This is a genomic window from Sphingobacterium sp. LRF_L2 (assembly GCF_965644235.1).
Taxonomy (GTDB): Bacteria; Bacteroidota; Bacteroidia; order Sphingobacteriales; family Sphingobacteriaceae; genus Sphingobacterium.
In genome coordinates this window covers 210,189-226,019 of sequence record NZ_CBFFRI010000009.1, presented here as the reverse complement: position 1 = coordinate 226,019, position 15,831 = coordinate 210,189, and the positions used below count along the sequence as shown (strand labels likewise).

9 protein-coding genes are annotated in these 15,831 nt (G+C 38.1%); 5 read left to right on the top strand and 4 right to left on the bottom strand.

Annotated features, from left to right (window positions below):
• Positions 1–11: 11 nt before the first annotated feature.
• Together ACSZOX_RS18445 and ACSZOX_RS18440 are read right to left on the bottom strand one after the other, a co-directional pair.
• Positions 12–2,345, bottom strand: a complete 2,334-nt coding sequence (locus tag ACSZOX_RS18445; protein WP_437921662.1) for a BamA/TamA family outer membrane protein — start codon at positions 2,343–2,345, stop codon at positions 12–14.
• Positions 2,311–7,671, bottom strand: a complete 5,361-nt coding sequence (locus tag ACSZOX_RS18440; RefSeq protein ID WP_437921661.1) for a translocation/assembly module TamB domain-containing protein — start codon at positions 7,669–7,671, stop codon at positions 2,311–2,313. Before ACSZOX_RS18440 ends, ACSZOX_RS18445 begins: the two co-directional genes overlap by 35 nt.
• A gap of 219 nt (positions 7,672–7,890) precedes the next feature.
• On the opposite strand from ACSZOX_RS18440, the gene ACSZOX_RS18435 reads away from it, so the two are divergent.
• The 4 genes from ACSZOX_RS18435 to ACSZOX_RS18420 all read left to right on the top strand — a co-directional run bounded on the left by ACSZOX_RS18435 (position 7,891) and on the right by ACSZOX_RS18420 (position 12,627).
• The gene (locus ACSZOX_RS18435) at positions 7,891–8,562 is read left to right on the top strand and encodes a response regulator transcription factor (RefSeq protein WP_437921660.1); all 672 of its coding nucleotides are present in this window, start codon (positions 7,891–7,893) and stop codon (positions 8,560–8,562) included.
• Between the two features lie 2 nt (positions 8,563–8,564).
• Positions 8,565–9,860, top strand: a complete 1,296-nt coding sequence (locus ACSZOX_RS18430; RefSeq protein WP_437921659.1) for a sensor histidine kinase — start codon at positions 8,565–8,567, stop codon at positions 9,858–9,860.
• Positions 9,861–9,927: 67 nt separating this feature from the next.
• Complete coding sequence (locus tag ACSZOX_RS18425; RefSeq protein ID WP_437921658.1) at positions 9,928–10,371, top strand: PepSY-like domain-containing protein; 444 nt, start codon at positions 9,928–9,930, stop codon at positions 10,369–10,371.
• 273 nt (positions 10,372–10,644) lie between these two features.
• The gene (locus ACSZOX_RS18420) at positions 10,645–12,627 is read left to right on the top strand and encodes a DUF3857 domain-containing protein (RefSeq protein WP_437921657.1); all 1,983 of its coding nucleotides are present in this window, start codon (positions 10,645–10,647) and stop codon (positions 12,625–12,627) included.
• A gap of 17 nt (positions 12,628–12,644) precedes the next feature.
• Here ACSZOX_RS18420 and ACSZOX_RS18415 read toward each other — a convergent pair whose 3' ends face one another.
• Positions 12,645–14,552, bottom strand: a complete 1,908-nt coding sequence (locus tag ACSZOX_RS18415; protein WP_437921656.1) for a DUF3857 domain-containing protein — start codon at positions 14,550–14,552, stop codon at positions 12,645–12,647.
• Between the two features lie 173 nt (positions 14,553–14,725).
• Here ACSZOX_RS18415 and ACSZOX_RS18410 point away from each other — a divergent pair, with 173 nt between their 5' ends.
• Positions 14,726–15,145, top strand: a complete 420-nt coding sequence (locus tag ACSZOX_RS18410) for a Dabb family protein (protein WP_437921655.1) — start codon at positions 14,726–14,728, stop codon at positions 15,143–15,145.
• A 57-nt stretch (positions 15,146–15,202) separates the two neighbouring features.
• On the opposite strand, the gene prfH is transcribed toward ACSZOX_RS18410, so the two are convergent.
• Positions 15,203–15,820, bottom strand: a complete 618-nt coding sequence (gene prfH / locus ACSZOX_RS18405; RefSeq protein ID WP_437921654.1) for a peptide chain release factor H — start codon at positions 15,818–15,820, stop codon at positions 15,203–15,205.
• Between the last annotated feature and the right edge of the window lie 11 nt (positions 15,821–15,831).

Genomic DNA, 15,831 nt, shown 5'->3' with positions numbered 1-15,831 from the left:
TGATTGTAAAATTAGAACGGATAGCCAATAGCCAAGTTGAAAACTAAATTGTCTTTTCGCCATTCAGAATCACGTATATCAATATACTTGAATACCCAACGGTCACCTGCTTCCCGATAAGGAACTCGGAAAGGTATAGCAAGATCAGTACGTATAATTAGGAAATCTAAGTCAAATCGCAAACCCAATCCACCGCCAACAGCGAGCTCTTTGTAAAAATTCTTAGATAGTTTGCCCCCTGGCTTGTTGTCATCTTGTCGTTGAAGCCATATATTACCAGCATCTATAAAAGCCGCCCAATTAAAGATTCCGGTTATATTAGCGCGGTATTCTGTATTAAGTTCCAATTTGAAATCTCCAGTTTGATCCGCAAAAAAGTTGTCTTCGCCAATATTTTCAGGATAGGCAGTACCCGGGCCTACAGCGCGTGCTCGAAAAGATCTTAGGCCATTTGGTCCTCCAGAAAAATATTGCTTAAGATAGGGGAGTGACTGCGAGTTACCATACGAATAACTGGTCCCTATCATAATACGTGATGCCAATTGAGAACTAGGAGAGAGTTTCATGTAGTGTCTAAAATCAGCTTCCGCCTTTACGAACTGAGCATAGGCCGTACCAAACAGATTTTTAACATTGTCATTTTTGTAACTAGCTCCCTGTATCAGTCCAAGGACATTTCCCGATGTATTCAATCCCGTTTTTACATAAAAAGTATGTTTACGTGAAGATTCGGTAGAATTTGTAAACGTGAATGAATAATTCGGTCCAAACGAAAACTGTGGATCAACAATATGCCTTAAGGTAGGTACCGTATCCATCTGTGCACGATAAGCATCGGTGATATTACGAGGTTGCACATAGGTAATTTCTGCAACGGCCAAGTCATGTTGTTTCTGTTCGTTTTCTTTCCAATTGTAACCGAAATTCATCGTCAATGAATTAAGTGTGTATGCATTTCTACGATTTAAGAACTCATAGCCAACTTTTGTATATGTTTTTGGAATGAACCGTCTCGATGGTGCCCATTTATACGGTGATAATAACCTGGGCCAGACGATTCCCACCTCAGCGCCATAACGAATATAACTCGAATTCAGGTTCACATTTCCACCAGTCTGGGTTTCATATCCACCAAATACAGAAACACTAAGTGTCTCAAAACCTTTGAAAGCATTTCGTAGTGTCCAACTGACATTTGCTTCCGTCCCATTATAAACGGAAGCAGTCTTTCCGAGAATCTCGAAACGAAGCGCTTTTCTTTGCATGGGGGTTAGATAATAATACACATCCATCGTGTTCGCCGAATCCGGACTATCCACAAAACTATTTTTTACAAACTTAAAAGCATTTAGGTTTACTAAATGGCTAATCGTCATGTTATGATCGTTGCGGTTATACGTATCGCCTTTATGGAAGAAAATATGATTGGCCAAAACAGGCTTCCTGTAGGTGTTCTCAGGATCAATTATATAATAGTTGTTGCGAAATAATTGCGATTTTCGGGGGCGGGCCGTTTGAAAACCTTCAGATGTTTGTTTGTAATTTGGGTAAATAAAAATGTTTCCGATTTTCTGTGGAGATTTAGCCTTCGGGGCAGTTTCTGGTTTGATCGTGACATACATATCCACTTGATGATCCCCTTTTGTGCTATCTACTTCAACGAGAATATTATCCGGAGAGAAATAATAGTAACCTTTATTCTTTAAGTCGTTGTCTATCCGATCCCGTTCATTTAAGATCACATCGAGGTTGTAGTTCCGACCCACTTTGAGTAAGGAGCTATCTTTGGTATTTAGGATATCTCTGCCCAAGTGCATCGTAGAATCTACCTCGAAATCAACCTTTGCGATGCGGTAAATTTTGCCTGGGAAGGCATTGTAATTCACTTCTGCAAATTTACCATCGATACTTGTGTCGGAAGTAACATACGCATTAAAAAAACCGAGATTTTCCAATGTGTTGCGGAGTAAATTTTCATTGTATTCTCGATTGACATCACTTAACAAGACCGGTTTCTCCCCCTGTTTTTTTATCCATCTTTTTATGCCGCTCTTCGCCGTATCTGGTCCACCTCCCATGTTATAAAGACCAAGTTTGATCCGCATACCCAATAATTTTTTGTTAGGTTTCGGCGTGAGCAATCCTTCAAGATGCTCTTCATAACCTTCTCGTTTCTCGTTAGAAAGTGTGTCTTGTGGAAGATGTACATTTCCTTTGTTATACAATTTTTCTTCTTCCGTCAAGTATTTTGTCGGGTTACAGGCGGCAATAAAGAGCAAAACGATAAAATATGTTGCTGCAGAACAGACCTTAATTTTCATGACTCCTCCTTTCATCTTCTTCATCTCGTGGTGTAGTTTGTGTCGCATTTATTTTGCTCTCTGTAGAATCTTTGCTGTCCTTTTCTGCTTGCTTTTTTTGTGGAGCATCAATCTCTTCTTTACGAATAATACGATTGCTGCTATCAGGTTTCTCATTTTTGCTGCTATCCGGTGTTTGTTGCTCCTTTGCACGTTCCTCCATACGTTTTCTAAACTCAGGGCTATGTTGCATAAGACTATCGCGAATCACTAGGCGTACACTGTCGCGGTAGACTGAGTCGCTTTCCATACGCTCCACATCAAATCGACGTCTAAAACGACGACTATCAGTATTATAGTATTGTTCCAGAGCTTTGGAATTCATAAACAGCTCCTTAAATTTATCATAGCTCATATTGATGATAAAGCCAATACCTGTTTCTACGAATTGTCCTTGAAGAGTAGCCTGGTATTGATTTTTGCGATAGACACGCGCAAAATAACGTCCATCTTTTGAAAGCTGGTATTCTAAAGAAATATCTCCCGCAATGTTACTCGCCTTTTCTCCCGGTCGGCTGTTGCCTTCCACCTCAAAATTAGAGCCGATTGTAATTTTTAGACGGTCATCAAACAACATTTTCGAAACACCGACATTCAGATCTGTACGTGTCTCTGCACTTCCCGTAAGATAATCTTCCTCCGATTGGAGATTGAAATCAAGTTCCACGCCTTTTATGAGGTCCGAAGCCAGATTATTCAACTGGCTAGTAAGGAATGAACTGACTGTGCTTCTTGCCAAACCTTCTGCGCCTCCGCCTCCAGAAAGACTTTCGAAAGGATTAGAGGACATAAATCGACCTAATGCGATGAGCGAAAATACTTGTTTGTTTAATTCTGCCGGATCGGATCGGATATTAGCGAGCGCAATATTCACTTTGCTGATAACATCTTGCGAAGCGATGGCATTGTTCTCATCAAGATCGATGTCAAAGTTTATTTCTGGTTTAAATAACTCACCAGTAAGGATAAGCTTGACATCAAACGGGATACGTTGTTTGTATAGATTTTGACTCTCTGAGCCTACTTGAGATTGAACAAGTTCAAGTGTTGAAAAGCGGTTCCTATATATAGCCGTAATATCAAGACGGGCATCGAGCGGATCTCCGTTCCACGTGATTGTGCTTCCTTTTTGGAAAAGAAAAGGTTTTGATATTGGCCCTAATGAAAAAGTATAATCCCCTTTTTCAACAGTAAATGTTCCTGACATTGTAATTTTGTCGCTCGCATCAATGGTCGTATTCAGCTCAGCTATACCTTGAATGTTTAGTGCATCCTGTGTTCCTTCGTCTAGGATAACTTTAAACTTCGCATCACGATCTGTTGATAAATTCAAGGCGATATCGTAGCCTGATAGCTTTGTCGCTGTTGTCATCGAATCTAAACGAGCAAATACATTTGCCCTCGCGGTGTCGCTGCGGTTGACAAACTTGACAACGCCGTCGCGTTGTGCAATTCCTGGATCATCATTAGGTACAATAAAAACAAAATTTGTTTTATCATTCGCCTTAATATTTCCATCCACACGAGGATTATCTAAATTTCCAGTGATGCGTAGGTTAGAAGTGAGGTATAATTGTCCAAAGAATAAATCATTATCTTCCCTTGTTGAATTTACGGCAGCAAAATCATCCATATTCAGATTGAGGTTGAAATCAAAGTCCGTATAATTCGTAGTACGGATGCTACCATTTAAACGAGTAGAATTCCCTCTAGAGTCTTTAATTTCAAATTGTCGAAATTGAATACCTTGGTTACTAAAACGTATAGCTTGGTTGTCCATCATCATATCCGCATTCAACATCGCTACATTTAGTTTTGCTTTTTGAAAAATAAGATCACCGTTGATGCGTGGAGCATCTAACGTTCCTGAAATTTTTAAATCACCCACTAAATCGCCCGCACAATCTTCCAAGTAACCTAGGCTGAAGGCTTGAATAGTCGTCAATTTCATAGGTTGCAAAGATAGAGTAGCATCAATCGTTGATGGTTCCCCTGGCTGGCTCACGAAATCACCCATTAACTTGACGTTGTTTCCGTTATCTGTGATTTCTATTTCGGCAGAGAATGTGTTTTCTTTTACGTTGTCTACTTTTACTAATACATTACCAATAGTATCCTTTCCGAAGTAAAACTTTTCGATATTCAAGTCAGAGACGAAGACGGGGCTGCTCTCCAGACGAGAAACGGTAGCTGTACCGTTTATGCCGCCACCTAAATTTAGCGTTTCAGACTCTAAAATTTCAGTGAACGTCTCGATGCGGAAATTTTTAAAGTTCAAATCTATAGGCGCATTTAATGTCGAGTCTTTTGATTGGATAACAAATTCCTGTCCCTTGTTGCTTAAACGAAAAGTTTGCGCATGTATACCATCTGTTCCGAAACTTAATCTATTTGCAGAATCTATCGTCCATTTTTCATAATTTAACATTAAACCATCTTCCTTAAGACTTAAAATGTAATTATTCTCAGCTACTTGCATGCGTGCTCCAAGATGGTATTGTTCCTTTTCAAACTTATCCTTAATCCACAAACCAAAATCAAGGTTATTTTCAATCACACTTCCACTCAATACGGTATTACTCAATTCAATATTATTCACTTTTATTTTGTTGATCAGTGCTGAATAATATAATGTACTATCCGCCGTCGTAATATCAACACCTACATTTTCGATCAATGTTCCATTATAAAGAATTTTCGGAGCAATCAGTTTAGCCATGATACTTTTCGATTCACTGTCAAAAGTTCCATCGAGTGTGACATCACGCATCTCTTCAAGCTCGGGTAGAAAATCACGGATAAATCGGGAATTATTTAGAGAAGCACTGAATTCAAAATTCTGAGGATCATATTTTAGCCCTGTTTCCGTAGATCCTTTCGGATTATAATACATTTTAACAATATCTTGTATCGAAGCACTAAGCTCAGTTAATTTATATTTTCCGACCAAGTGGGCTTTCAAAAATTCCGATTGCAGAACCAGCATATTCCTCGTTGTGTCAGCAGACGCACGCAAAGAAATCGTATCTAACGTATAACGCGCATCATCATACGCAATCGATGAATTTGATACCGTAATAGAGCCATTCAAGAAATTTGGATCAGCCGTTTCAAAGTCCGCTACAACTTTCCCGTGGTAACGGAAATTCTCGTTCATTAATTTTAAGTTATGCAGATTCACACTATCTACCATTAACGTAGCTTGAACTTTAGGATAGGTATTTCGCATATCCGCTGCGAAATCCAAGTGAAGCTGAATATTAGGATCTGGGCTGTCGATTGTACCAGCAATATCACCATCGTTTGCCTGCACGTCTAAATGAATATTTTTATAGGTGTAACCCATAGCCTCCAATTGATTTAGGCTTCCTTGTATAGTGGCATTCATGTTTTTAGGATTCAATCCTGTACCTACAACCTTTGCCTCCGCCGATAAGACTCCCAGTACGGAATCTTGCTTCAATAAACTTCCGATATTAAAATTGTCTATCGTGACATAGGCATCATAGGTGGTATCGCGTTTACCCATTTTCAAATTGCCATTTACGGTAGCATTACCTTTTTCCGTAATGAGACGCATATCGGTATTGAAACCTGTCATTCCTCCTTTAAACGTTCCCGACAAACTGATGGCATTGGGCATCTGTATACTATCTGGAAGTAATGATTTGGAAACTAAGCGTTCGATATCCACTTTACCTGTTGTAAATTTCTTTAAGTTTAGATTGATATCCATCTTTTCTACATCAGGTAACCCTTTTATACGCGCACTGGCAATCAGGTGTGTTTTACTTAAGGTCTTAAATTCAATATTTGGTATATTGAGGTCGTTAAGTTTACCACGAACAGAGCCATCAATATAAAAGGAACGCGCTAGAAGAGGTTTCATAACCTGCATCGTATCCAAATCAGGAACGAAATACCGAATATCCCGCATATCGATCGTTGTTTTTCGGATTTTTGCATCTACTTCAACTAAATTCGGATTTTTGGAAAGTGCTTCTAACGACGGATAAGATACTTTGACGTAATCACGAATAGTCGTGTAAGGCGTCTCGGCGAGGAGATTCTTGATTTCTACACCACGATTTCCATACACAAAATCAGCAGTCATTTTTTTGACTGTAAAACCCGAATGATCTTTCATCGTTAAATTTTGCAGGGATCCGGAAATCGAATCTGCGGAATAGTAAAGATTTTCAAGTTCCCCAAAAAAATCACTGATTTTTATATTTCCATAATCAAACCCTTTCATTCGTGGTTGATTATCGTCTTTAAAATGTACGTTGGTTTTATTGACCACGAGCCGATCCGCAGATACGACCCAGTTCATGGGTGTGTTTTCCGCAGTGCTGGTATCACTCGTGTTTTTTGTTATTTGTTGCACTTTTTTTTCAAATAGAATTTCCGAATCAGACTCATCAAGGGCAACATCTTCCAGCAAGACGATTTCTTTGTTGAGGTCGATTTGCTTGATACTCGCTGTTAATCTCTTGATATCAAATTTAGTATCCATCAAAGAAGATGCATCCTCATAACGCACCAAAATATTAGCGAGATCGATGTTCTTTATTTCGATATCAGGTAATAATGAGGTCTTTTGAGCCGAAGAATCTGTAATGCCGAAATCATCCAGCGAGGGTGTTTGTTCTTCAGCAATAGGTTGCCATTGTTTGACGATTGCGGTGAGTCCGTCTATGTTGACATCAGGCATAGAAAATGCCATATTATTTGTTAATTCAAAGCGTTTTACTTTCGTGTCGAAATGTTTTAGATGGATATCTGCATTGGTGCCAATAACCTCATCGTTATAGACAAAGTGAATTCTGTCAAATTGCACATCATCAATGTCAAATATTAAAGAAGAAGAGCTGTCTGAAGGTGTCGTAGATTCTTTTTCCGAAGAAAATGCTTTAACGATGTAATCAAAGTTAAAAGCGCTATCGGGCAACGTTCGGCTAATTTTAGCGGTAATTCCTTCCAGTTCTAATTCTTCAATTTCTACGGTATTTTTTAAAAGCTTGAACATATTGATATCGACCAATAGTTTTTCACCGGCGATCAATGTATCTTTCGATTGATCCTCGAAATATACCCGTTCTAGAACAAGCTTTTTAGGGAAAGTGATATTAACATAGCCGATAGAAACGGGGGTTCCGATTTTGTTTTCAAGATAGTTCGTTACCTTACCGACCACATAATTCTGTACGGCAGGAATACGAATAAGAAAAATTAGTAATAGAATCAGGGCTATTACACTACCGATGATCCAAAGTATGGTTTTTAAAGCTATTCGTCCAAATCGATTCAAGGCGGTTTTATTATTATATTACAAAAATGACGTTATTCAATAAATAAAATTATAACATAAAAACGTAAAACAACCGTAAATGTTTAATTTATGGTGAAGTATTTATTTGCTCGCTGCTATTCTTGATATGGTTTTCTATCCATTGGTTGAAAAAGGGCCATTTTTTCATATTCCTAATTCTTTCCTAACTTTAGCTTTAATGTTGTAGTTTAGTTTCACATGAAAATACTAGTTGTTGAAGATGAAAAAGACCTCCGTGAGGTTATTCGGGATTTTTTAGAGCAAGAGCAGTTCATTGTGGCGACTGCGGACGATTACGTCAGTGGTCTGGCAAAGATTGTCAGTTATAACTATGACTGTGTTTTACTTGATATTATGCTTCCTGGAGGAGATGGCCTTAATTTGCTTCGCGAGCTGAAAGCACTAGGAAAAGCAGATTCCGTTATTATTGTTTCCGCAAAAGATGCTGTTGAAGATAAAGTAGCAGGTTTAGAATTAGGTGCCGATGATTATCTGGCGAAACCCTTCCATTTGGCGGAACTCTTCGCTCGTATTAAAACTGTCATCCGTCGAAATAATCAACATGGCGAACAATCAATATGCTATAAGAATGTTTGTTTATTTCCTGAAGATAGAAGATTAGCCATCCGTGGCCTTGATGTCCAATTGAACCGCAAAGAATACGACTTGCTTTACTATTTTCTCATTAGACCAGAAAAGCTGATTCCGAAGACAACTTTGGCTGAAGCGGTTTGGGGCGATCATGCAGACCAGTCCGATAGCTTAGATTTTATCTATTCTCAAATTAAAAATTTAAGAAAAAAACTAAAAGATAATCAAGCCGATGTCGATTTTCAAGCTGTATATGGAGTTGGTTATAAATTAATCTGAATATGCAAATTTCATTAAAGACCTATACATTACGTTACCTAAGTATTGCATTTTTTGTTATTATAACGATTTGGGCGGCATTGTTTTATGCATATATTTTAGATGAGGTCTATGATAACGTCGATGACGGGCTCAAAAATCAAAAGATCGAAATTCTAAGAGAGATTTACAAATATCCGGATCTTTTGCAGACGAGAGAATTCGGTATAAGTCAATTCCGGGTTAGTCCCGCGACCGACGAAAGTGAATCTTTCGAAGAGAACAAACTGTCTAGTGAGTTCTTTTATATGCCTTATGATGACGAACAAGAACCTTATAGAATTTTAAGAACCGGTTTTTATGCGACAGATAGAAAGCCTTATTTGTTAGAAATAAGAACTTCAACGGTGGAAGAAGACGACTTGATTTACGATTTGACGACAGCATTAATCGTTTTGTATGCCATATTAATTGCTGGCATGTATCTAATCAACGGTTTTGTATTGCGAAAAACGTGGAAACCATTCAATAGTATACTCGAAAATGTAAACCATTATCGTTTTGGTAAACGCGAGTCCCTGAGACCCATTCACACGAATGTGGTTGAATTTAATAGGTTGAATGAAGAAATCCAACGCATGTGGAAACGTAACGAGGACGTTTTTAATGAGCAAAAGCGATTTATTGAAAATGCGGCACATGAGCTCCAGACACCTTTAGCCATTACAATTAATAAATTGGATTTGCTGATGGAGGATGAATCCTTAAACGAAAATCAGTTGACCCAGATTCAAAATTCAACAGCATCGCTACAACGGCTCGTTCACTTAAATAAAGCTCTTTTGATGTTGTCTCGCATAGAAAACAAGCAGTTCACTGCGGTAGAGGAAGTCAACTTCAATGTATTAGCAAGAGCATTATGCGAGGATTTAAAAGATTTATTTGAATTCAAGGAAATCCAATTGGAATTTGTTGAACAGGGACAATTTCTATTAGAAATGAATAAAGACCTTGCTTTGGTACTCCTTTCTAATCTACTGCGGAATGCCATTCGGTATAATATAGATGAGGGAGGGACTGTGTCCCTTGTTTTTCAACCGGATCATTTTAGTGTAGCAAATACGGGTAAACGTGAAGCCTTGGATACCGCTAATATCTTTCGCCGATTTTACAAAGAAACACAGGATAGTAAATCCAATGGTTTAGGCCTTGCAATCGTGAAATCCATTATTGATTCCTATCCACTAATGGAAATAGATTACAAATACTCCGAGGGGCAACATCTTTTCACGGTTAAACATGTCTTTGTAAATCCCTGATTGGGCATTCCCTTTCCCAAATCTTTCCCAAATCAATTTTCATCTTTGATCAATAAAAGTAAAAAATATGAAAATGATACGGTATATTCTCGTTGTTTTTCTGTTGGTTTCGACATATAGTTTTCTATCGGCCGCAGAAAAACCTATTCCTTTTGACCAGCTGCCAACTAAAGGACAAAGTTTTATTAAACAATACTTCGCAGAGGATAATGTTGTCAGTGTGACTCTAGATACCGAATATATGATATTTAAAGAATACGAAGTTGTTCTACGTGATGGATCTAAAGTAGAATTTGATGCTACAGGAAATTGGACGAAAGTGAAAATGAAAAGAAAACAAGTCCCCTTAAAAATTACTCCTGCTGCTATTTTGAAATATATTGATAAAAGCTTTCCCAATAACTTTGTGGTAGAAATCAAACGAAGTCGTCAAATGTATGAAGTAAAAATTTCTAATGGATTGGAGTTAGAATTTAATAAAAAGGGTGATTTTTTAAGAATTGACGATTAAAAAAAATGAAAACAAAAATCTTAAATGCCTATCCATCTATTTTTTATACAGATATTATTTCGTGACGTGAAGACAGGGAAGGGGGGCTTGAGAAAGCAAGAAATGGAACTTCTGTTTGATCAAGAGAGGGGGATTCGGTTAAATTGTTGAACGTAATGCTCGACAATCAGGGCTGATTTACGAATAAATACCAAGATTAGCGTTTTTTTTTGATAATTCTATTTCTTTATGTTAAGATAAAGAGTATATTTGCTTTACCAGTTATTGATATATATGAAGAATTGTCTCATGGCGCTTTTTGTTTTCTTCGCATGCGCGTCACATGCCCAGGATTTTCCATACGGTAAAATTAAAGAAGCAGATTTCAACATTCAAAGTGCTTTGTTAGATAGTAGTTCGCAAGGTATTGTGATGAATGAATATGGATATGCTAACATCGAGCTAAGCCCTATTCAAGGCAAGGGGTTTGAAATTGAATACTATTATCATGTTGTACTAAAGGTTCTGAATAAAGAAGGGTACGATCAGGCGAATTTTTCCGTTCCACTTTACTTAAGTTCAAACAACAGTAATAGAGAAACATTAGTGGACGTAAAAGGTTATACCTACAATTTGGACGCCGGTAAGGTTGTTAAGACTGAACTGTCCAAAGAGAATGTTATTACCGAAAAAACATCTAAAACATATAACCAGGTAAAGATTGCTTTTCCCCAAGTTAAGGAAGGGTCGATAGTTGAGCTGCGTTATAAAACCAAATCTCCATTTTTGTTTAGCTTGAATACTTGGCCATTTCAATCCGACATTCCTAAGATCCGTAGTGAATTTGTAACCCGAATTCCAGAAATCTGTACGTATCGTGTAAATTTAAAAGGAACGATCCCTTTGGGTAATCGAAATGTAGAAAATTACAATACCAACTTATCCTCTGAAGTAGGTGAAATTCGTGGGGATAAGACCTCCTACCTCATGGAGAATATTCCAGCCTTCATCTCGGAAGACTATATGACAGCGGCGAAGAATTTTACATCTATTTTGACTTTCGAGTTGGCACGTTACTCTATTCCATTTGGACCTAACGAAACGTTTTCCCTCACTTGGGCTGATGTGCATAAATCGTTGCTGGAGGATGAGAATTTTGGGGGTCAATTGAAACGTAAAAATCAACTGAAAGATCTTATTACACCTGTGGTACAGAATGTGGAAGATCCTTATGATAAAGCCGTAAAGATTTATAACTATGTCAAGCAGCAGGTGAAATGGAATCAACGACATAGCATATTTGCCGATATCGGTATCAAAAAGGCCCTAGAAACACGAACAGGAAACAGTGCTGATATTAATTTGGCTCTGGTTAGTGCGCTTAATTTTGCTGGATTACCTGCCGAAGCAATTATTCTGTCCACGAGAGAAAATGGTTTTGCAGGAATCTATTCGGCCGGTATTTCAGAATTTAATCACGTGATTGCACGCGTCGAAATCAATGGTCAGCATTATTTTCTAGATGCTAGTGCGGTTTACGAGCCTTTCGGAAACCTCCCACTGAAATGTATCAACTATCAAGGCCGGAACATACCGTTGCAAGGTACATCGGATTGGGTACCGCTTCAAGCAAATCTTATTTCTACGTTGCACGTCAACTTTATCGGTGATCTAGATACCGAAGGCTCATTAAAAGGGAAACTAACCTTCAACAGGGGTGGGTATGGAGCCTCCGATAAACGCGAGTCCATGGATACTTACAATTCCATAGAGGAATACTTTGAAGGATACGAGAAACGATTAACACATATGTCTATTTCTACCCCTTCTGTAGAAAATAGAGAGAATTGTGAAATGTTGTTGAAAGAAGAAATGGATGTTGAGTTCGCTAATTTTGCTACAGTTCACGATAATGAGCTTCATTTTAACCCGATTGTGTACGGGAAGACCGAAAAAAATCCATTCAATTTGGCATCCCGCACTTACCCAGTGGATATTGGTTCGAAACTACAAGAAAACTATAGCTTTGTTATCCGCGTCCCGGAAGGGTATAATTTGACTGCGGAGTCATTGGGAAACAAACTGAACATAGCACTGCCTAATCGTGATGCACGGTTTATTTATTCCGTAGCCCAAGAAGGTAATCTAATCACGGTTCAGGTACTGATGCAGATCAACAAAGATATCTTTCTGCCCGAAGAATATTTTGATTTAAAAGAGTTTTTTAGTCGCATTATACAAACTGAAAAAACGAGTTTAGTATTAGCTAATCAATAACAAAAAGAAATCCTGCCTTAGGGCAGGATTTCTAATGTAAAACGACCTTTATCCGTTTGGCTGACTGATTTTAAGAAATCCTGAAAGCTCGCATACAGTTCAGGCGGATATGTTCCCTGTTTAATCGTCAAGATTCGATTGCAAACGAGTTTATTATCTTCTATGTTAGCTGTAAAAACATAAGAGCCTATTTCACAATTAAATTCTTTCTTAATTGGTAATATTTTCTTGCTGACTTTTTCCGGTAGTTCAATTTCCACAAGATCTTCATCGGTAAAACCTCTATTAATATAAACTTCTTGCGTTCGGTTATCGTTTCGTTGAATGCTGCCATAACTGTTAAACAATGAAGAAGGAAGTGTCAGCTTATTATTTGTTTTTACCGCAATATTTCTGATATCGATAGCAAGGTCTTCTTGAACATAAGGGGCGCTGTTTTCTTCATATTTGTTATATAAAATATTGGAGAATGAAATGTTGTTTATGTCATAGTGGCTTACCAAAGCTTTAGGCTTTTCACTGTTTTTTGCGTGCATCACATCGAAATGATTGTCGTATTGCGAACCGAAAAATTTAGTAACGATTTCCCCTTGTAAATCGGTCTCATTAATAAATTTCAATTTTGCAGTGCGTAATTGTTTGTTTTCTTGCTCTGTGTAAGTTGGCGTTCGTAATACCTTACCTCCCTCAGGGGTACAGGCCAAGACTAAACGATCATCAGTAAAGTCTCCTAAAAAACCAAAAGGTTGTTCTTGGCTCGTACATTCCAACCAAGTGGTATCATTTTCAAATGGAATGCAGAGAATAATATGATTTCCATCCTGCACATTTGCAAATTCTGTTCTCAGATCTTGTTTTTGACGGCCAGCTTCTACAATACAGTAATAGGAGGGGATTTCCGCAAAGGATAAGAGATTTTGCATATAGTTGACGAGTGCTTTACAGTCGCCATAGCCATATTTATCTACATCGCTCGCAGGAAAAGGCATTAGCCCTCCGATACCCACTTGAATGCTTATATATCTAGTTTTTTCTTGTAAGTACTTATAAAGAACTTTCGCTTTTTCTTTATCATCTGAACAATTCTTTGTGAGTTCCGCCACTTTTTGCCTTACCGGATCACCCAAGTTTTGCTTTCCTTGAAGAAGGTTGTCATAAACCCATTTACCGCACTCTTCCCAAGAACTAAATGTACCTGTTCTTCCATAATAGGAAATATTCGTCGGCACAATATCGATTTCAATAGCCTGTGTCTGACGGAAGTGCTTCGTGAAGTTTTCTTCTTTTATTGCAGCTATATTTTTTACTTCCCATTGCCGACTAATTGTTTTTTCCGTCTGATTGATAACAGGCTCTGCATCCACATTTTTTACATAAGTTCTTACTGTAATATCTTTTGGAGAGACGAAAGTATAGCTACTTTGCTCCACCGATACTGCAGAACTGAAATTCGGGTGCCATCCTGGAATGAAGAGATTGTATTTACGCAATATTTCATATTCGTATTCAATCGTATAAGGATACTGTGTAGAATTGTGTTTATAGTACTTTAAACGCGTATCGTTAAACATCGAATAACCATCAGCTGTACTGATGTCCGTAAAATCCTTGATGCCGAATTTATTGATTGGCAATCCGAATTCATTATATATAATACCTTTTGCGGACTTGATGATCGAAGCCTTATCGTAATACAAAGGAACATAAGCGTAATGGTCGCCATTTTGATTGTAAACGGTGATCGCTGTTTTTACCTTCTGTACGACCTCATCAACACTGCGCATTTCTATCGTTACAAATTCATTCCGGACAGTGGCTGCTGCACGACTTTTCAATTCTTTCGGAATAAGCTGCACGTTGTAATTCGATTGTGCTCGGCCAAATACAGCCAAGCTTACTAAAAAAAGCAAGAAAACATGTTTCATAACAATTGGTTTGTTTTAAGTCTCTAATATACTAAATATTTTCTTTCGAAGTATTAGAATGTTGAAATAAGAAAGCAGGGAAATTCTTTGCTAAAGTTGGTTTCTAGCTGTAAAATCCCATTTCACTTCTTCTACTTTTATGTTTATCTTTAAAGGAATTAGAGTAAAAAACTATGGTAAGAAGAAATTTTTTGAAATCGGTTGCGGTTGCAAGCGCATCCACAGCAGTTGTAACCTCCTGTGCAGCATCGGCTGAAAAGGACACTGATACCGAACTGATCGCTGGAAGAATAGTACATTCTGTTTACTTTTGGCTTAAAGAAAATATTACCGAGGAAGAGGAAAAAGATTTCCTTAACTTTTTCGAAACGTTGAAAAAGGTGCCTGGTATCCATAGTTTTCATGTAGGAAAACCTGCTGGTACTACCGCAAGAGACGTGGTGGATAATACATTTCATTACAGTCTATTAGTGACCTTTGCGAACATGGATGATATTAATACTTATGAAAAACACCCTGATCACCTAGCCGCGGCAAAAGAGTATAGTAAATATTGGACGAAAGTTGCGGTTCGGGATATGCATTTGTTATAAAATAGCGTGCCGCCATCTTTAGATATTAGAAGGAGGTAGGTTTGTCATTCGACAAACCTACTTTTCTTTAAATGCTCTACCCTGGAAAATTCGCTTAGCGGCCCCACGTTCAATATGGACGTGCTGTCGCCATTGTGCTTCTCGATTTTCTTGACTACGAGCCTGTTGTTGTGCATTTAACTTCGCTGCAAGCCGTATAAAAGCCAGTTTTTTGTTCTGTAGCTGGGATCGTGTATCCATTACTTGCACCGATATGCCCGAAGGAATATGTAACGCTCGCACTGCGGAACTGACTTTATTAACATGTTGTCCTCCTGCGCCAGAACTTCGCATAGTTTGGTACATGATATCTCGATCATAGAGTTCCACTTGCTCAAAATCCTGTAATTCAAATACCGCGATAAACCAGTTTTTGCGTCTATGTTGAGGGCGGAAAGGACTTTCGCTAATCCAGCAAATAGTCCCTGACCAAAACTCAATAAAATAATCAACTTTGGTTCCCTCCAATTCAAATACAACCGAACATATCAAGTTATCTTTCACTTCCTGTTGTAACGATTCTAGTTGAACCCCATATTGTATAGCACTTCTTTGAAATATTTCCTGTATCCGGTGCACAGCATAATCGCATTCTTTCGGGCCATGTCCTGATGTTATTTTTATCAATCTTTTCATCTTATTGTCCT